17 protein-coding genes and 1 tRNA gene are annotated in these 17320 nt (G+C 71.5%); 17 read left to right on the top strand and 1 reads right to left on the bottom strand.

Annotated elements, in window-relative coordinates; translation table 11 throughout:
• Nucleotides 1–34: 34 nt before the first annotated feature.
• The 12 genes from J2W20_RS17980 to J2W20_RS17925 all read left to right on the top strand — a co-directional run bounded on the left by J2W20_RS17980 (nucleotide 35) and on the right by J2W20_RS17925 (nucleotide 13036).
• Nucleotides 35–1420, top strand: a complete 1386-nt coding sequence (locus tag J2W20_RS17980; RefSeq protein ID WP_307008406.1) for a cation:dicarboxylate symporter family transporter — start codon at nucleotides 35–37, stop codon at nucleotides 1418–1420.
• A gap of 238 nt (nucleotides 1421–1658) precedes the next feature.
• Entirely contained in the window at nucleotides 1659–2570 is a 912-nt protein-coding gene (locus J2W20_RS17975) for a ParA family protein (RefSeq protein ID WP_307008353.1), read from the top strand.
• Nucleotides 2557–3423, top strand: coding sequence for a segregation and condensation protein A (locus J2W20_RS17970; protein ID WP_307008351.1), 867 nt, complete (start codon nucleotides 2557–2559; stop codon nucleotides 3421–3423). Before J2W20_RS17975 ends, J2W20_RS17970 begins: the two co-directional genes overlap by 14 nt.
• Nucleotides 3410–3967, top strand: a complete 558-nt coding sequence (scpB, locus tag J2W20_RS17965; RefSeq protein WP_307008350.1) for an SMC-Scp complex subunit ScpB — start codon at nucleotides 3410–3412, stop codon at nucleotides 3965–3967. The genes J2W20_RS17970 and scpB overlap by 14 nt, the downstream gene beginning before the upstream one ends.
• Before the next feature lie 113 nt (nucleotides 3968–4080).
• Nucleotides 4081–5091 (top strand): pseudouridine synthase, encoded by a 1011-nt coding sequence (locus tag J2W20_RS17960; protein ID WP_307008348.1) that lies wholly within the window; start codon nucleotides 4081–4083, stop codon nucleotides 5089–5091.
• A 9-nt stretch (nucleotides 5092–5100) separates the two neighbouring features.
• Complete coding sequence (locus J2W20_RS17955; protein WP_307008346.1) at nucleotides 5101–6201, top strand: prephenate dehydrogenase; 1101 nt, start codon at nucleotides 5101–5103, stop codon at nucleotides 6199–6201.
• An 83-nt stretch (nucleotides 6202–6284) separates the two neighbouring features.
• Nucleotides 6285–6998 carry a (d)CMP kinase gene (gene cmk, locus J2W20_RS17950; RefSeq protein WP_307008404.1) on the top strand — a complete coding sequence of 238 codons (714 nt, stop codon included), beginning with the start codon at nucleotides 6285–6287 and terminating at the stop codon, nucleotides 6996–6998.
• 34 nt (nucleotides 6999–7032) lie between these two features.
• The gene (gene der / locus J2W20_RS17945) at nucleotides 7033–8583 is read left to right on the top strand and encodes a ribosome biogenesis GTPase Der (RefSeq protein WP_307008344.1); all 1551 of its coding nucleotides are present in this window, start codon (nucleotides 7033–7035) and stop codon (nucleotides 8581–8583) included.
• A 213-nt stretch (nucleotides 8584–8796) separates the two neighbouring features.
• Nucleotides 8797–11037 (top strand): choline BCCT transporter BetT, encoded by a 2241-nt coding sequence (betT, locus tag J2W20_RS17940; RefSeq protein WP_307008342.1) that lies wholly within the window; start codon nucleotides 8797–8799, stop codon nucleotides 11035–11037.
• A gap of 135 nt (nucleotides 11038–11172) precedes the next feature.
• Nucleotides 11173–11249: transfer RNA gene (locus J2W20_RS17935), tRNA-Pro, on the top strand.
• A 92-nt stretch (nucleotides 11250–11341) separates the two neighbouring features.
• A complete protein-coding gene (locus tag J2W20_RS17930) occupies nucleotides 11342–12391 on the top strand; it encodes an LLM class flavin-dependent oxidoreductase (RefSeq protein WP_307008402.1) in 1050 nt (349 codons plus the stop codon).
• Between the two features lie 69 nt (nucleotides 12392–12460).
• Nucleotides 12461–13036 (top strand): dienelactone hydrolase family protein, encoded by a 576-nt coding sequence (locus J2W20_RS17925; RefSeq protein WP_307008340.1) that lies wholly within the window; start codon nucleotides 12461–12463, stop codon nucleotides 13034–13036.
• A gap of 42 nt (nucleotides 13037–13078) precedes the next feature.
• Here the strand turns inward: J2W20_RS17925 and J2W20_RS17920 are convergent, their stop codons facing one another.
• On the bottom strand, nucleotides 13079–13999 hold the full coding sequence (locus tag J2W20_RS17920; protein ID WP_307008338.1) for an Fpg/Nei family DNA glycosylase: 921 nt from the start codon (nucleotides 13997–13999) through the stop codon (nucleotides 13079–13081).
• A 179-nt stretch (nucleotides 14000–14178) separates the two neighbouring features.
• On the opposite strand from J2W20_RS17920, the gene gcvH reads away from it, so the two are divergent.
• The 5 genes from gcvH to J2W20_RS17895 all read left to right on the top strand — a co-directional run bounded on the left by gcvH (nucleotide 14179) and on the right by J2W20_RS17895 (nucleotide 17153).
• Nucleotides 14179–14565 carry a glycine cleavage system protein GcvH gene (gene gcvH / locus J2W20_RS17915; protein WP_307008337.1) on the top strand — a complete coding sequence of 129 codons (387 nt, stop codon included), beginning with the start codon at nucleotides 14179–14181 and terminating at the stop codon, nucleotides 14563–14565.
• Between the two features lie 33 nt (nucleotides 14566–14598).
• Nucleotides 14599–15084, top strand: a complete 486-nt coding sequence (locus tag J2W20_RS17910) for an FHA domain-containing protein (protein WP_307008335.1) — start codon at nucleotides 14599–14601, stop codon at nucleotides 15082–15084.
• 11 nt (nucleotides 15085–15095) lie between these two features.
• Nucleotides 15096–15821: a transcriptional regulator FtsR gene (ftsR, locus tag J2W20_RS17905; protein WP_307008333.1), complete on the top strand. Its 726-nt coding sequence runs from the start codon at nucleotides 15096–15098 to the stop codon at nucleotides 15819–15821.
• A complete protein-coding gene (locus J2W20_RS17900; protein WP_307008331.1) occupies nucleotides 15821–16321 on the top strand; it encodes a bifunctional nuclease family protein in 501 nt (166 codons plus the stop codon). Before ftsR ends, J2W20_RS17900 begins: the two co-directional genes overlap by 1 nt.
• A gap of 274 nt (nucleotides 16322–16595) precedes the next feature.
• Entirely contained in the window at nucleotides 16596–17153 is a 558-nt protein-coding gene (locus J2W20_RS17895) for a MerR family transcriptional regulator (protein WP_307008399.1), read from the top strand.
• Nucleotides 17154–17320: the final 167 nt, after the last annotated feature.

The following is a 17320-nucleotide window of genomic DNA, read 5'->3' as shown; positions in this document are numbered from 1 at the left end:
AGTCAAGGTATCAACGAAGGAGCACTCCGTGGCAATGTCGCCTACGGCACCCGATGCGGCGCCCGCGAAGAAGAAGTCGGTCGACCGCACCCATTGGCTCTACATCGCCGTCGTCATCGCGGTGGTTCTCGGCGTGGCCGTGGGCCTCATGTTCCCGGGCAAGGACGGGTTCGCCGCGAACCTCAAGCCGCTCGGCGACGGGTTCGTGGCCCTGATCAAGATGATGATCTCCCCGGTCATCTTCTGCACGATCGTCCTGGGCATCGGGTCGATCGCGAAGGCCAAGACGGTGGGGAAGGTCGGCGGCCTCGCCCTGCTGTACTTCATGGTCATGAGCACGTTCGCGCTCGGCATCGGCCTCGTCGTGGGCAACCTGGTCCACCCGGGCCAGGGCCTCAACCTCAAGGACGCCACCTACAAGGCCACCGAGTCGGCAGGCACCACGGACTTCCTCCTCGGCATCATCCCCAAGTCCCTGCTCTCCTCGCTCACCGCCGGCGACGTCCTCCAGACCCTCTTCGTGGCCCTCCTCGTGGGCTTCGCGCTCCAGCGCATGGGCAAGACCGGCCGGCTGCTGCTCGACTTCATCGCCCAGGCGCAGGCCCTCGTCTTCCGGATTCTCATCATGATCATGTGGGTCGCGCCCATCGGCGCATTCGGCGCGATCGCCGCCGTGGTCGGCGCCACCGGCTGGAAGGCAGTCCTCAGCCTCGCGACGCTCATGATCGCCTTCTACATCACCTGCATCCTGTTCATCGTGGTGGTCCTCGGCACGGTCCTCAAGGTCGTCTCCGGCGTGAACATCTTCAAGCTCATGAAGTACCTCGGCCGCGAGTACCTCATCATCGTCTCGACGTCCTCCTCCGAGGCCGCCCTGCCGCGCCTGATCGCCAAGATGGAGCACCTCGGCGTCTCCAAGCCGGTGGTCGGCGTCACCGTGCCGACGGGCTACTCCTTCAACCTCGACGGCACCGCGATCTACCTGACGATGGCCTCCCTGTTCATCGCCACCGCGATGGGCCAGCCGCTCGCCCTCGGTGAGCAGATCGGCCTGCTCATCTTCATGATCGTCGCCTCCAAGGGCGCCGCGGGCGTCTCCGGCGCCGGCCTCGCCACCCTCGCCGGCGGCCTCCAGGCCCACGCCCCGCAGCTCGTGGGCGGCGTGTCCTTCATCGTCGGCATCGACCGGTTCATGTCCGAGGCCCGCGCCCTGACCAACTTCACCGGCAACGCGGTGGCCACGGTCCTCATGGGGACCTGGACCAAGGAGATCGACGCCGCCCAGGCGACCGAGGTGCTCTCCGGCCGCCTGCCGTTCGACGAGACCACCATGATCGCCGGTCACGGCCACGGCGAGGGCGGCGAGGCCGAGGTCGGGGCCACGGGGGCCGGGGCCGAGGAGGAGCTCGTCCGCGCCTGACCGGCCGCTGCCGGATGCCGCGCACGACGACGGGCGGGCCGCCTCCACGGGGTGGCCCGCCCGCCGTCGTGCTCGCCTCCGCGACCGCGAACCTTGAAGTTCCAGTTGAGGGTGAGGCGCGCCGGGGGCCGATTGTCAAGGTCCGCACAATGCATGTCGCCCGTGTGTAGGCTGGGGAGCCAAGGACGCCGTAGGCATGCGAATCGCCGCCAACGAGATCGAAAGTGTGGATGGACACGTGAGCACAGAACAGAGCGCAGCGACTCTGGACGGCATCTCCGGCTCCCTCGAGGGCACGGAGGGCACGGTGGAGCTCGGACCCACGGGCCGGCCCCTGCACACGTTCGCGGTCCCCGCGCCCCTGAGCTCGCACGGACCGGCCCGCATCATCGCGATGGTCAACCAGAAGGGCGGGGTCGGCAAGACGACCTCGACCATCAACCTGGCCGCGGCGCTCGCGGAGTACGGCCGGAAGGTCCTGCTCGTCGACTTCGACCCCCAGGGCGCCCTCTCCGCCGGCCTCGGCATCAACCCGCACGAGCTCGATACCACCGTCTACAACGTGATGATGGACCGCCACGTGGACGTCCGCCAAGCCATCCGCAGCACGGAGGAGCCCAACGTGGACCTCCTCCCGGCCAACATCGACCTCTCCGCCGCCGAGGTGCAGCTCGTCACCGAGGTGGCGCGCGAGCAGGTCCTCGCGAGTGCGCTGCGCAAGGTCGAGGACGAGTACGACGTCATCCTCATCGACTGCCAGCCCTCCCTCGGCCTCCTCACGGTCAATGCGCTCACCGCCGCGCACGGCGTGGTCATCCCGCTCATCTGCGAGTTCTTCGCGCTGCGTGCCGTGGCCCTGCTCGTGGAGACGATCGAGAAGGTCCAGGACCGCCTCAACCCGCGCCTCGTCGTGGACGGCGTGCTCGCCACCATGTACGACGCCCGCACGCTGCACAGCCGCGAAGTGCTCGCCCGCCTCGTGGAGGCGTTCGGCGACAAGGTCTTCGAGACCGTCATCAAGAGGACCATCAAGTTCGCCGACGCCACGGTCGCCGCGGAGCCCATCACCCGGTACGCGTCCAACCACCCGGGCGCCGAGGCGTACCGCAGCCTCGCCCGCGAGCTCGTGGCCCGCGGTGGAGCTCCCTGACACCCAGCCGGCCGACTCCGCGCAGAGCGCGGGCGGCTTCGAGGTCCGCCTCGAGAACTTCACCGGCCCGTTCGACCTCCTGCTCGGACTCATCGCCAAGCATCGCCTCGACATCACCGAGGTGGCCCTGGCGACCGTCACCGACGACTTCATCGCCTACACCCGGGCGCTCCAGGCCAGGGGAGAGGACTGGGCGCTCGACGAGGCCAGCGAGTTCCTCGTCATCGCCGCGACCCTCCTCGACCTCAAGGCCGCCCGGCTCCTGCCCCAGGGCGAGGTCGACGACGAGGAGGACGTGGCCCGCCTCGAGGCCCGCGACCTCCTCTTCGCACGGCTCCTGCAGTACCGCGCCTTCAAGGAGATCGCCGCGATCTTCGCCGCGACCCTCGACGCCGAGGCGCGCCGCTTCCCGCGTTCGGTGACCCTCGAGCCGTCCTTCGCCGCCCTGCTGCCCGAGCTCGTGTGGCGGCACACGCCCGAGCAGTTCGCCGCCCTCGCCGCGAAGGCGTTCGCACCCAAGGAGGCCCCGCCGAGCGAGGTCGGGACCGACCACCTGCACGCGCCGCCGGTGAGCGTGCGCGAGCAGGCCGAGCTCATCGGCCTGCGGCTGCAGGGCTCGGGCCCCCTGAGCTTCCGGGCACTGACGGCCGACGCCGAGACACGGCTCGTCGTGGTGGCCCGCTTCCTGGCCCTGCTGGAGCTCTTCCGCGACCGGGCCGTGGCCTTCGAGCAGGCGGCGCCGCTCGCCGAACTGAGCGTGCGGTGGACCGCGGGGGAGGACTGGAGCGCCGAGCGGGTCAGCGAGGAGTACGAGGATGCCCCAGACAGGGAGGGACAGCATGCAGCAGGCTGATCCGGCGATCCGCGCGGCCCTCGAGGCCGTGCTCATGGTCGTCGACGAGCCGATCAGCGCGGCCGAGCTCGCCGCCACCCTCGAGGTGCCCCAGCACGAGGCCGAGGGAGCGCTCGAGGAGCTCGCGGCCGAGTACACGACGCAGGGGAGGGGATTCGAGCTCCGCGCCGTCGCCGGCGGGTGGCGCTTCTACTCGCGCCCGGAGTACGCGGACATCGTGTCCCGGTACGTGCTCGAAGGCCAGACTGCGCGGCTGACCCAGGCCGCGCTCGAGACGCTCGCCGTCATCGCCTACCGCCAGCCGGTAGGCCGCTCGCGCGTCGCCGCGATCCGGGGGGTCAACGTCGACTCCGTGGTGAAGACCCTCGTGGCCCGAGGCCTCGTCGAGGAGGCCGGCACGGACCCGGAGTCGGGAGCGATCCTGTACCGGACGACGTCGTACTTCCTGGAGCGGCTCGGGATCGGCTCTGCAGCCGAGCTGCCCAAGCTCTCGCCGCACCTGCCCGGGCTCGACGAGCTGGGCGGCATCGACGCCCCGTTCTGAGGCCCCGGGCGGGCCCGGAGGGCCGATCCGGTATCCTTGACGGGGGCATTCGCCCACTTTCTACCACCAACGCGGCCCCGGAGGGGCTGCTTCATACTGCAGAGGCATTGGTTATGGCACAGGCGGGACGCCAGGGTTCACCACGCAACGGGGACAACCCCCGCAGGAACAGCGCGCGCGGCAGCGCGGCGCGCGGAGGCGCCAAGGGCGCCCCGAAGGGCGGGCAGCGCAAGCGCGGCGAGCGCCCCACCCCCAAGGGGACGGGCGCGGCGCCCTTCGCGAACGAGCGCTTCGGCAGGAGCCTCGGCCCGGTGGGCAAGGCCGGCCAGGGCGCGGCCCGCAGGCAGCCGGCCGCCCTGCCGGCCCACGAGCCGCGGACCCGGGCCCAGATGGCCGAGGACGGGGTGCGCCTGCAGAAGGTCATGGCCAACGCGGGCGTCGCCTCGCGCCGGGTGTGCGAGGAGCTCATCGCCGAGGGCCGCGTCGAGGTCAACGGGCAGATCGTGACCGAGCTCGGCACCCGGGTCAACCCCGAGACCGACGTCATCCACGTCGACGGGGTCCGCGTCCAGACCGACGAGCATCTCGTCTACATGGCGTTCAACAAGCCCCGCGGCGTGGTCTCCACGATGGACGACCCCGAGGGCCGCCCGTGCATCACGGACTACCTGCGCCCCGGCTCGCCGGAGCGCCTCTTCCACGTGGGCCGCCTCGACACGAACACCGAGGGCCTGCTGCTCCTGACGAACGACGGCGAGCTCGCCAACCGCCTCACGCACCCCTCCTACGAGGTGCCCAAGACGTACGTCGTGCAGGTGCGCGGCCCCATGCCCCAGGGCATCGGCGCCCAGCTGCGCCGCGGCGTCGAGCTCGAGGACGGCCTCGCCAAGGTCGACTCGTTCCGGCTCGTGGACTCCACGCCCGGGTTCGTGCTCGTCGAGGTGGTCCTGCACTCCGGCAAGAACCGGGTCGTGCGCCGCATGTTCGACGCCGTGGGCTTCCCGGTCCAGCGGCTCGTGCGCGCCAAGATCGGCCCGATCGGGCTCGGCGACCAGAAGCAGGGCACGATCCGCCGGCTCGGCAAGCAGGAGATCGGGCACCTCATGGCCGCCGTCGGCCTGTAGGGGGAGAGCATGTCCGCAACACACCTGCACGGGCCCGTCGTCGTCATCGGCACCGGGCTGCTCGGGACCAGCATCGGCCTCGGGCTCGAGCACCGCGGCGTCCCGGTCTTCCTCGAGGACACCTCGCCCACCAACCAGGCCGTCGCCGTCGACATCGGCGCGGGCCGCCCGGTCGCCGAGCTCGAGGCGGACCGCGGCGCCCAGCCGGAGCTCGTCGTCGTGGCCACGCCTCCCGACGTGGCCGTCGACGTCGCCGCGCACGCCCTCGAGCGCTGGCCGCGCGCCACCGTCGTGGACATCGCCAGCGTCAAGGGCGCCATCGTGCGCGGGCTGCGCGCCCGCGGCGCAGACCTGGCCCGCTATGTCGGCACGCACCCGATGGCGGGCCGGGAGAAGTCCGGCCCGGTCGCCGCCCGCGGCGAGCTGTTCACCTCGATGCCCTGGGTGGTCTGCGCGGCGCCCGAGTCCGAGCCCGGCGCGGTCCGCCTCGCCAAGGCCCTCGGCTCCGACCTCGGCGGCATCGTCGTCGAGTTCGACGCCGACGAGCACGACGAGGCGGTCGCCCTCGTGAGCCACCTGCCCCAGGTCATGTCCTCGCTGCTGGCCTCGCGCCTGCAGGGCACGGACCTGCGGCTGCTGGCCCTGGCCGGCAACGGCCTGCGCGACACGACGCGCATCGCGGCGAGCGACCCGGGCCTGTGGGTGCAGATCCTCGGGGCGAATGCGGGCAGGATCGTCGAGCACCTGTACGGTGTGCGCGAGGACGTCGAACGCCTCATCCGCACCCTCGAGGCACCCACGGCCCCGGGGGCCCGGCTCGACCTGGCGCAGCTCATGACCGAGGGCAACGCGGGCCAGGCGCGGATCCCCGGCAAGCACGGGGGGCCGCCGCAGGCGTTCGCGTGGCTCACGGTCCTCGTCGACGACAGGCCCGGGCAGATCGCCCGGCTCCTGACGGAGATCGGCGAGATCGGGGTGAACCTCGAAGACCTCCGCCTCGACCACTCGTCGGGGCGGAACGTGGGCATGGTGGAGATCTCGGTGCTGCCGAGCAAGCACGACGCCCTGGTGGCGGAACTGGAGGAGCGCGGATGGCGGGTACTGCAATGAGCGAGCGGGAGACGGAGCACGGCGTGCAGGCCGGGACGGAGCTCCATTCCCTCAGCACGGCACAGGGTACGTCCGTGCGCTACATGCCCGCCCCCGGCGCCGAGCCCCTGCGGCTCGGCCGGCCCCTTGTCGTGGCGATCGACGGCCCGAGCGGCTCGGGGAAGTCGAGCGTCTCGAAGGAGGTCGCCCGGCGGCTGCGGCTGGCCTACCTCGACACCGGCGCCATGTACCGCGCGGTCGCGTGGGACTGCCTCGAGCGCGGACTCGACCTCACGGACGGCGCCCTCGTGGAGGCCGCCGCCCGGGGGCTCGACCTTGAGCTGAGCACGAGCCCCGCCACGGAGCGGGTCCTTGTGCGTGGCGCGGACGTGACCGCGGCCATCCGCGAGCCCCGCATCTCCTCCTCGGTGAGCGCCGTCGCGACCAATCTCGGCGTGCGGGACGAGCTGATCCGCCGCCAGCGCGCGATCATCGCGGCCCACGGCCGGCGCATGGTCGTCGAGGGCCGGGACATCACCACCGTGGTGGCGCGCGACGCCGAGGTGCGGCTCCTGCTCACCGCTTCCAAGGAGGCCCGCATGCGCCGCCGCGGAGCCCAGCTCGGCGGCACCCAGAACGCCGAGGAACTCCGCGAGCAGGTCATCGCCCGGGATGCGAAGGACTCCGCGGTGGCCAGCTTCACCCAGGCCGCCGACGGCGTCTACACCGTCGACTCCTCGGACCTCGACTTCGACCAGACCGTCGACGCCGTCCTCGGCGTCGTGCACGCGGCCGTGAGCCGCCCGGCCGGCGCGTGAGCCCGGCCCACTGACACCCTTCAAGGAGACCCCCATGACCGATTCCCTGGACACCGGGACCGCCGGCGCCGCCGGGAACGACGAGTACGTGCCCGAGGGCGCCGACCAGGTCGCCGAGCACCTCGCCGCGATGGACGACGCCGAGGCGGAGCAGCGCGCGGCCACCCTGCGCGCGGGCCTGGACGACTACGACCTGGACGAGGAGGACGCGCGCCTCCTCGCCGGCCAGGGCGAGGACTGGGACGCGGACACGCCGACGCGGATGGACCCCGTCCTCGCGATCATCGGCCGCCCCAACGTGGGCAAGTCGACGCTCGTCAACCGCATCCTCGGCCGCCGCGAGGCTGTCGTCGAGGACGTCCCCGGCGTCACCCGCGACCGCGTCTCCTACCCCGCCGAATGGACCGGCCGGAAGTTCACGCTCGTGGACACCGGCGGCTGGGAGCACGACGCCAAGGGCCTGCACGCGATGGTCGCCGAGCAGGCCGAGGTCGCCGTCAGCATGGCGGACGCCGTCCTGTTCGTCGTCGACGCCACGGTCGGGGCGACAGCCACCGACGAGGCCGTCATGCGCATGCTGCGCAAGTCCAAGAAGCCCGTGCTGCTCGTGGCGAACAAGGTCGACGACTTCGCCCAGGAGGCCGATGCCTCCATGCTGTGGGGCCTCGGCTTCGGCCAGCCGTACCCCGTCTCGGCCCTCCACGGGCGCGGGGTGGCAGACCTGCTCGACGCCGCGCTCGAGGTCCTGCCCGAGTTCTCGGCCATCGCCGGTGTCGAGCGCTCCGGGGGCCCGCGCCGCGTCGCCCTCATCGGCCGCCCCAACGTGGGCAAGTCCTCGCTCCTGAACAAGCTCGCCGGCTCCGAGCGCTCCGTCGTGAACGAGCTCGCGGGCACCACCCGCGACCCGGTCGACGAGTACATCGAGCTCGGCGGCCGGACGTGGCGCTTCGTGGACACCGCGGGCATCCGCCGCCGGCAGCACATGGCCCAGGGCGCCGAGTACTACGCGTCCCTGCGGACCCAGGCCGCGCTCGAGAAGGCGGAGGTCGCCGTCGTGCTCCTCGCCTCGGACGAGGTGCTCTCCGAGCAGGACGTGCGCATCCTCTCGCTCGCGATCGAGTCCGGGCGCGCCCTCGTCATCGCGTTCAACAAATGGGACCTCATGGACGACGAGCGCCGCCGCTGGCTCGAGCGCGAGATCGAGAAGGACCTCGCCCACGTGGAGTGGGCGCCGCGCGTCAACCTCTCCGCGAAGACCGGCTGGCACCGCGACCGCCTCGTGCCCGCGCTCGACAAGGCCCTCGCCGGCTGGGACACCCGCATCCCCACGGGCCGCCTCAACGCGTTCCTCGGCGAGCTCGTCGCCGCGCATCCGCACCCGGTGCGCGGGGGCAAGCAGCCGCGCATCCTCTTCGGCACCCAGGCCCAGAGCCGGCCGCCGAAGTTCGTCCTGTTCACCACCGGGTTCCTCGACCCCGGCTACCGCCGCTTCATCACCCGCCGGCTCCGCGAGACGTTCGGCTTCGAGGGCACGCCCATCGAGATCAGCATGCGCGTCCGCGAGCGCCGCTCGAAGAAGAAGTAGCCCCGCACGACGCCGGCGGGCCGCCCCTCGCCGGCGGGCCGCCCCTCGCGGGCGGGCCGCCGGCGTCGTCCTCGGGAGGAGCTACAGTGGAAGGAGCCGGTAGGACGTCCCCGCGCAGCGGGCGACGCACCTCACGCGCCCCGTTCCCCTGAGATCTGGGAGGTTCTCCCGCACGCTCGCCTCGGTCCGTCCTGCCGCAGAACAGGAGGATGAGTGACCGAAGCAGCGGATGTCCGAGGACCAGAGGCCGAGTCGCCGGCGGCGACCATCGAACGCAGCCGATGGGGCGGCACCGAGAGGCGCCGCACCGGCGGAGGCGAGGGCAGACCCCCCGTCTCGAGCACCGAACTGCGCTGGGGCCCCGCAGACTTTGCGGACGGCCATGGCCCGCGGGTCCGCTGGAGGGTCCTCGTCGTCGCGTCGGCGGTCATCCTCGCCTTCTCCCTCTGGGCCATCCTCGCCCCCGGGCAGGCCGCGGGCACCATGCACGCGGCGGTGGGGTGGATCTCCGTGAACGTCGGCTGGTTCTACGTGCTCACCGTGGCGGTCGTCATCGTCTTCGTCCTCTGGGTCGCCCTGTCCAAGGAAGGCGGCGTCCGGCTGGGGCCCGACCATTCCCGTCCCCAGTACGGCCTGTTCACGTGGGTTGCCATGCTCTTCGCTGCCGGGGTCGGCATCGACATGCTGTTCTACTCCGTCACCGGGCCGATCACCCAGTACATGGCCCCGCCCTCGGGCACCGGCCAGACCCCGGAGGCCGCCCGGGACGCGGTGGTCTGGACGATGTTCCACTACGGGATCGCCGGGTGGGCCATGTACGCCCTGCTCGGCATGGCCATGGGCTACTTCGCCCACCGGTGGGGGATGCCCCTGTCGATCCGGGCCGCCCTCTACCCCCTCCTGGGCAGACGCGTCCGGGGAGCCATGGGGGACGCCATCGACGTCTTCGCGCTCGTCGGGACCGTGTTCGGAGTCGCCACGTCGATGGGCATCGGAGTGGTGCTCCTCAACGTCGGGTTCTCCGTGCTGTTCGGGCTCGAGCAGGGCCTCGGCCTCCAGATCGCGCTCGTGGTCGTGGCGGTCGTCATGACCGTCGCTGCCTGCACCTCCGGGGTGGACAAGGGCATCCGCCTCGTCTCCGAGCTGAACCTCTGGAGCGCGGCAGCGATGGTGCTCTACATCCTCGTCACGGGGAAGACCTCGTTCATCCTCAACGGCACCGTGGAGAACATCGGCCGGTTCGTCGCCACCCTTCCCGAGCGCATGCTCCAGACCTTCGCCTACCAGGACGGCGGCTCGGAATGGATGGGATCGTGGACCCTGTTCTTCTGGGCGTTCTGGCTCGCCTGGGGGCCGTTCGTCGGGCTGTTCCTGGCCCGCATCTCCCGCGGGCGCACGCTGCGGGAGTTCGTCATCGCGGCCGTCACCGCCCCGGTGCTGTGCGACGTCATCATCGTCGCGATCTTCGGCAACAGCGCCCTCTCGGAGGTGCTGGGCGGAAATCTCGACTTCGCCCACCTCGCGATGGAGAGCCCGGAGCGGGGCTGGTACGCGCTGCTGGAGATGTTCCCGGGAGCCCCGTTCCTCATCGGACTGGCGACTCTCTCCGGCCTCCTGTTCTACCTCACGAGCGCCAACTCCGGGGCCATGGTGATGTCCAACTTCTCCTCGTCCATCCCCGATCCGGGCCAGGACGGGGCCAGGTGGCTGCGCATCTTCTGGGCCGTGCTGACGGCAGTGCTGACCGTGGCGATGCTCGTGGCGGGCGGCGTGGCGACGATGGAGTACGCGACGCTCGTCTTCGCGCTGCCGGTGACCGTCATCGCCTACCTCGTGATGGCCTCCTTCTCCAAGGCGCTGCGGATGGAACGTGCCGAGCGCGAGGGGCAGGTGCTCCGACGCAGGACCACTGCCGCCCACGGCGGCGCCGTCCCAGAACGGAGCTGGCGCCAGCGCATCGCAGGGCTGCGCTCCTACCCCTCGGCCAGGGCAGTGGCGCAGTTCATGGAGAAGACCGTCCGGCCCGCCCTGACGGACGTGTCCGCAGAGTTCGCTGCGCAGGGCCACGACGCGAGCCTGAGGACCCTCCCCGACGAGCGGACAGGGATCTTCCGCCACACGCTCGCCGTCGCCATCGACCATGAGCGGGACTTCCACTACGAGGTCGCGGCCGTCGAGGCGCCCGTGCCGGTGTTCGGAGGCCGCGCGAACCCGGAGGAGGAGTCGTACTGCCGGCTGGAGGTGTTCACCCAGACCGGTTCCGAAGGGTACGACCTCATGGGCCTGAGCCGGCAGCAGGTGATCGACGACGTCCTCGACCGCTACGAGGCGCACCTGGCGTTCCTCGCCTACTCTGCCGAGCACTCGGCCGCCTCGATGCTCACGCCGCCGGCGGCGCTCACCACGGGGCAGGTCCCCGTCCTGCCTGAGGGCGCCGGAAGCCCCAGAACCTGACGGTCGCGTACAGCGCCCCGTGGCCGCGGTGAGGGAGGCTCGCCGACCCCTTCCCGATTCGCGCCGAGCGCCCCGGTCGGATATGCTGGAGCGGTTGCTTCGCCGGGCGTGAGAGCGCCGGGCGCGGGCGATGTTCGGGCTGTAGCGCAGCTTGGTAGCGCACTTGACTGGGGGTCAAGGGGTCGCAGGTTCAAATCCTGTCAGCCCGACCAGGAGGGATCCGATCCGCGGACGCGGGTCGGGTCCCTTTCTCGTTTCCGCCCCGCGAGGAATACGCATGCGCATGCATGCAGTTGACGCCCCCGTGAAGGCTTTCGGATTCCTCTCCTTCGGACACTACGCCCCCGCGCGGGGCTCGCAGACGGGCAGCGCGGCTGACATGATCCGCCAGGCAGTCGACCTCGGCGTCGGGGCAGACGAGCTCGGAGTGAACGGCGCCTACTTCCGCGTCCACCACTTCGCCCCGCAGCAGGCCGCGCCGGTACCCCTCCTCAGCGCGATCGCCGCCCGGACGGCGCGCATCGAGGTCGGCACCGGCGTGATCGATATGCGCTACGAGAACCCGCTCTACCTCGCCGAGGAGCTCGCGGCCCTCGACATCATCAGCGCCGGCCGGATCGCGATCGGCGTCAGCCGCGGCTCGCCCGAGCCGGCCCTGCGCGGGTACGAGGCCTTCGGCTACGCGGGGGCCGAGGACCCCCGCGGCGCAGACCTCGCCCGGGCCCACTTCGAGACGTTCCTCAGGGCCATCGACGGCGAGGGCCTCGCACCCGCGGACCCGCGCCAGGCACCGGCCGGGACCCTCCTTCCGATTGAGCCCCACTCCCCGGGCCTGCGTGAACGGATCTGGTGGGGGAGCGGCACCCGCGCGACGGCCGAGTGGACCGGACGGCTCGGCCTGAACCTCATGAGCTCCACCCTGCTGACCGAGGCCACCGGGGTGCCGTTCCACGAGCTCCAGCGTGACCAGATCGATGCCTATCGGGCCGCCTACAGGGACGCCGGGCACACGCGGCCCCCGCGCGTGTCCGTCAGCCGCAGCATCTTTCCGATCGTCAACTCCAAGGACGCGATGTACTTCGGCCGGCGCACGGACTCGGACCAGATCGGCATCATCGACGGCTTCCAGTCCACCTTCGGCAAGACCTACGCGGCCGAGCCCGAGGACCTGGTCGAGCAGCTCCGGGCCGACTCGGCCGTCATGGCCGCCGACACCGTGATGCTGACCATCCCGAACCAGCTCGGGGCCGACTACAACCTGCACATCCTCGAATCGTTCGCCCGGTTCGTTGCCCCGGAGCTCGGCTGGAAGCCCAACACGGATGGCCCCGTCGAGGGCGATCCGGTCGCCTGACCGTGCCGCCGCCGCGCGCCGATGCCGCACCGCTGGCCGTCCGGCCGCGCTCCGGCTAGCGTGTGCGGCATGGCAGACATCCTCCTGTTCCACCACGCACTCGGCCTCACGCCCGGCGTGGCGTCCCTCGCGGAGACCCTGATCCGCAACGGGCACACCGTGACGACGCCGGACCTGTTCGAGGGCAAGACCTTCGCAACCATCGACGAGGGGGTGGAGCACGCCCGCGGGATCGGCTTCGGCGAGATCGTGGCCCGGGGGGAGCGTGCCGCGTCGGCCCTGCCGGAGAACCTCGTGTACATGGGCCTCTCCCTCGGCGTGCTGCCGGCCCAGAAGCTCGCCCAGACGCGCCCCGGAGCGCGCGGCGCGGTCTTCTTCTACTCGTGCGTGCCGGCCGAGGAGTTCGGCGGACCGTGGCCGGCCGGCGTCCCCCTCCAGGTCCACGGGGCAGAACAGGATCCGATCTTCATGGAGGAGGGCGACGTCGACGCGGCCCGCGCGATCGTCGCCGGGGCACAGGACGCAGAGCTCTTCCTCTACCCGTCCTCCGCCCACTACTTCGCCGACTCGAGCCAGACCGGCTTCGACGCGGCTGCGGCATCGCTGGCGGTGGACCGCGTCCTCGCCTTCCTCGACCGCATCTGAGCCTGCCCCGCACCGGCCGCGCGCCTGCGGACGCCCTCCGGCCTACTTGAGGAACTTGGAGGTGCGGCGGTCCGCGAGCGGCTTCCCGCCGGTCTGGCACGTGGGGCAGTACTGGAGCGCGCTGTCCGCGAACGAGACCTCCAGGATCGTGTCCCCGCACACCGGACACGGCTCGCCCGCCCGCCGGTGCACGCGCATGATCCGGCGCTTCTCGTCCTTGAGCTCCTCGGGGGGATGGCCCCGGTCCTCCTCGACGGCCGCCGTGAGGACCCGCCGCATCTGTTCGTAGAGCCGGGCGGTGGAGGCATCGTCGAGCGTCGAGGCGATCGCGAACGGAGAGATCTTCGCTGCATGCAGGATCTCGTCGCTGTAGGCGTTCCCGATCCCGGCGATGGTCTTCTGGTCGCGGAGCAGGCCCTTGACCTGCTTGCGGTGGTTCAAGAGCTTCCGGAAGGCCTCGAGCGTGAAGTCCTCCGCGAGCGGCTCAGGACCGAGGTCTGCGATGGCGGGCACGTCCTCGAGGCGGCGCACGATGTGCACGGAGAGCCGCTTCCAGGTCCCCGCCTCCGTCAGGTCGATTCCGGTCTCCTCGCCGTCCCGCACGAACCCGAAGCGCGCGGCGACATAGCCCTTGCCCCGGGGCGGGGCCGCCTCGGGGAGGCGGTCGGTGACCCGTACCCACCCGCCCAGGGCGAGATGGACGACGACGGCGAGCGGGCCGGCGTCGTCCGCCCCGCCGCCGGGGGATGCGCCATCCCCGGCAGAGGGCGGCATGGTGACCATGACGAGGAACTTGCCGCGGCGGCCCACGGAGTCGACGCGCCGTCCCACGAGGGCGGTGTACGGCGGATCCGCGGTCTTGAGCGCGTTGATGGCCCCGATCCGGACCTGGTCGACGACCGCCCCGGCAAGGCGCCGGTCGAGGTACTCGGCCAGTGCCGTGACCTCGGGCAGCTCCGGCATGGGACCCCTCCTGACCCTCGATGGACTGCTCGTGCTCCATCGTGGCAGGAAACGGCGCCCGGCGCAGCGGGCCGTGGCGAATCCGCCGCCGGTCCTTGTGCCTATACTTTCAGCGACACCGCACCCAGAGGCGACCCGGGCACGCCCGCAGGCCTCGACGTCGACGAAAGGCGAGCCCCATGAGCAACGTCCCCGCCGAGCTGTCCTACACGGCAGAGCACGAGTGGGTCTCGGCCGAGCCGGGCGACGGCGTGGTGCGCATCGGCATCACCGACTTCGCGCAGGACGCCCTCGGCGACGTGGTCTACGTCCAGATGCCCGAGGTCGGCACCGAGGTGAGCGCCAACGGCGTCGTCGGCGAGGTCGAGTCGACCAAGAGCGTCAGCGACATCTACGCCCCGGTCGGCGGGACCGTCGTCGCGAGGAACGAGGCCCTGGACACCGATCCGGCCCTCGTGAACTCCGATCCCTACGGCGAGGGCTGGCTGTTCGAGGTCCGGCTCGCGGACGACGCGCAGACGGACAGCCTCCTCAGTGCCGCCGAGTACGAGCAGCAGGTAGGGTAGAAGTCTGATTCCGGGACTGTTCAGGAGGAACTGATGGCGAGCCACGAGCGCCGGGACGTCGGCGCCGACGAGGTGACGCAGCGTCAGGAATCGGCGTCGGAGACGACGTCGATCCACATGCCGCCGATCCATGCCGACACGACGATCGCACCCGCGCTGAGCGCCGAGGAGGCCAAGGCGGTCGCCGCGCTGCCCTATGGCTCGGCGCTGCTCATCGCGCATGCCGGTCCCAACGCGGGTGCACGGTTCCTGCTCGACTCGGACGTCACGACGGCGGGCCGGCACCCGAACGCGGACATCTTCCTCGACGATGTGACCGTCTCCCGCCGCCACGCGCAGTTCCGGCGGGTGGGCCGGGGCTTCGAGGTCGTCGACGCGGGCAGCCTCAACGGCACTTACGTCAACCACGACCGGGTCGACCAGGTTGCCCTGCGCAACGGTTCGGAGGTGCAGATCGGCAAGTTCCGGCTCACCTTCTACCTCAGCCCCGCACAGAGCCCGGTGCGGCCTACCGCCTGAGGGGCGGATCTATGGCAGCTGCCCAGCCTGAGCGCAAAGGGGCCGTGGCCCTGAACATCGGTGAGGTCCTCGCCACCCTGGCCGAGGACTTCCCGTCGATGACCGCGTCCAAGATCCGGTTCCTGGAGGACAAGGGCCTCATCGCGCCGCACCGGACTCCCTCGGGCTACCGGCAGTACAGCGACGGCGACGTCGAGCGCCTCCGCTTCATCCTGGCGCTGCAGCGCGACCAGTACCTGCCGCTGAAGGTCATCAAGGACTACCTCGACGCGGTCGACCGCGGTGAACGGCCGGAGAGCCTTCCGGGCGGAGCGAGCATCGCCCCCTTGGCCGTCCCGGAGGAGCCCGGAGCCCAGTGGGGCGGGGCACGCCCCCGTTCGCTGGGAGAGGCCCAGCTCCGGGCGGAGTCCGGCGCGAGCGCTGCCCTCGTCGAGGCCATGGCCACGTTCGGACTCATCAGCGCCGAGGACGGCCGGTTCGACGAGCACGATCTCGCCGTCGCCCGCTCCTGCGTGGCCCTCGCGGACCACGGCCTCGAGCCCCGGCACCTGCGGCCCTTCCAGACCACCGCGGAGCGGGAGGTGGCACTGATCGAGCGCGCCGTGGCGCCGAGCGCGTCGCGCCGGGACCCCGCCTCGCGGGTCCGGGCTGCCGAGGAGGCGCGCGAGCTCGGGGAGCTGTTCCTGACCCTGCACCGTGCTCTGGTCCACGGACTGATCTCGAGGATGGATGGCTGATGATCGAGGTAGAAGTCGTAGGAGTCCGCATCGAGCTGCCGTCCAACCAGCCCCTGGTCCTCCTGAAGGAGGCCCACGGCGAGCGGCACCTGCCGATCTGGATCGGCACCGCGGAGGCCAGTGCCATCGCCCTGGCCCAGCAGCACGTCGTGCCGCCCCGGCCGCTCACCCATGACCTCCTCGTGAGCGTGGTGCACAGCCTGGGCCGGCAGATCGTCAGCGCAACCATCGTGGCCGTCGAGGACAGCGTGTTCTACGCGCAGCTCGGGTTCGACGACGGGACCACCGTCGAGTCGCGGGCCTCCGACGCCCTCGCCGTGGCCCTGCGGGTCAACTGCCGGATCTGGTGCGCGGACGCCGTCCTCGAGGAGGCCGGGGTCCAGCTTGCCGAGGGCAGTGACGGGACCGAGGAGGGCGCGAACGCCGAGGAGGAGGAGACCGAGATGCGCCGCTTCCGCGAGTTCCTCGCCGACGTGGAGCCGGAGGACTTCGACGAATGAGCCGCCCCGCCGGGCACCCCCGGCGCGGCTGCCGCCGACACGCCCCGCCGCCGGGCGCGATGTCTTTGATTTCGGCTCCCGACGGTTCTAACGTCGTTAGAGACAAGCTCCCATTGCTTCCCCGACAGCTTCAGGTGACACTGGAGGGTGGACCCGAGTGTAATTACACGAGGGGCACTTTCGAGGCTTCCTGGCGGAGGATGCGATTTCCCCCAGGGGAGCTGTGAAGGAGGGTTTAGTGAGTCCCCAGCGCGAGCACGGAGATCTCAGGCACATTTCCGGCAGCGGCACCGAGACGCCGACCGGCACTCAGGGCCTTCTCTTCGACGACGACCTCCCCGCCCTGGACGAGGAGGCCGGCTACCGCGGCCCCACCGCGTGCAAGGCCGCCGGGATCACCTACCGCCAGCTCGACTACTGGGCCCGCACGGGCCTCGTCGAGCCCACAGTGCGCGGGGCCGCAGGCAGCGGCTCCCAGCGCCTCTACGGCTTCCGCGACATCCTCGTCCTCAAGGTGGTCAAGCGGCTGCTCGACACCGGGGTGTCGCTCCAGCAGATCCGCAGCGCCGTCGGGCACCTCCGGGAGCGCGGCGTCGAGGACCTCGCGCAGATCACCCTCATGAGTGACGGCGCCTCAGTCTACGAGTGCACCTCGGCCGACGAGGTGATCGACCTCGTCCAAGGAGGGCAGGGCGTCTTCGGCATCGCCGTCGGACGCGTATGGCGCGAGGTCGAGGGGAGTCTCGCCGAGCTGCCGAGCGAACACGCCGCAGACCAGACGTTTCCCGGGGATGAGCTGAGCAAGCGCCGCGCCGCCCGCCGGACGGGCTGAGCCGCCGGACCCGTCGGCCCGGGGGAGCGAAGCCGCACCCGGGCACAGACGTCGGGGGGGGGGCCCCCCCCCGGGGGGGGGCGCCCCGGGGGGGGGGGGGGGGGGGGGGGGTGGGGGGGGGGGGGTTGCGCGCCGGGCGGGGTGTTGGGTGGGGGGGGGGGGGGTAG

Origin of the sequence: Sinomonas atrocyanea (genome assembly GCF_030812675.1) — a bacterium.
GTDB classification, from domain to species: Bacteria; Actinomycetota; Actinomycetes; order Actinomycetales; family Micrococcaceae; genus Sinomonas; species Sinomonas atrocyanea_B.
The sequence above is the reverse complement of the archived record's forward strand: the minus strand, read 5'-3'. Positions and strand labels throughout refer to the sequence as shown.

Bases quoted from the DNA above. Each gene is read 5' to 3' on its own strand.
- J2W20_RS17925 (WP_307008340.1), top strand. From the start codon at position 12,461: ATGGCAGACATCCTCCTGTTCCACCACGCACTCGGCCTCACGCCCGGC.
- J2W20_RS17910 (WP_307008335.1), top strand. From the start codon at position 14,599: ATGGCGAGCCACGAGCGCCGGGACGTCGGCGCCGACGAGGTGACGCAG.
- J2W20_RS17920 (WP_307008338.1), bottom strand. From the start codon at position 13,999: ATGCCGGAGCTGCCCGAGGTCACGGCACTGGCCGAGTACCTCGACCGG.
- J2W20_RS17960 (WP_307008348.1), top strand. From the start codon at position 4,081: ATGGCACAGGCGGGACGCCAGGGTTCACCACGCAACGGGGACAACCCC.
- ftsR (WP_307008333.1), top strand. From the start codon at position 15,096: ATGGCAGCTGCCCAGCCTGAGCGCAAAGGGGCCGTGGCCCTGAACATC.
- J2W20_RS17955 (WP_307008346.1), top strand. From the start codon at position 5,101: ATGTCCGCAACACACCTGCACGGGCCCGTCGTCGTCATCGGCACCGGG.
- gcvH (WP_307008337.1), top strand. From the start codon at position 14,179: ATGAGCAACGTCCCCGCCGAGCTGTCCTACACGGCAGAGCACGAGTGG.
- J2W20_RS17900 (WP_307008331.1), top strand. From the start codon at position 15,821: ATGATCGAGGTAGAAGTCGTAGGAGTCCGCATCGAGCTGCCGTCCAAC.
- der (WP_307008344.1), top strand. From the start codon at position 7,033: ATGACCGATTCCCTGGACACCGGGACCGCCGGCGCCGCCGGGAACGAC.
- J2W20_RS17980 (WP_307008406.1), top strand. From the start codon at position 35: ATGTCGCCTACGGCACCCGATGCGGCGCCCGCGAAGAAGAAGTCGGTC.
- cmk (WP_307008404.1), top strand. From the start codon at position 6,285: ATGCCCGCCCCCGGCGCCGAGCCCCTGCGGCTCGGCCGGCCCCTTGTC.
- scpB (WP_307008350.1), top strand. From the start codon at position 3,410: ATGCAGCAGGCTGATCCGGCGATCCGCGCGGCCCTCGAGGCCGTGCTC.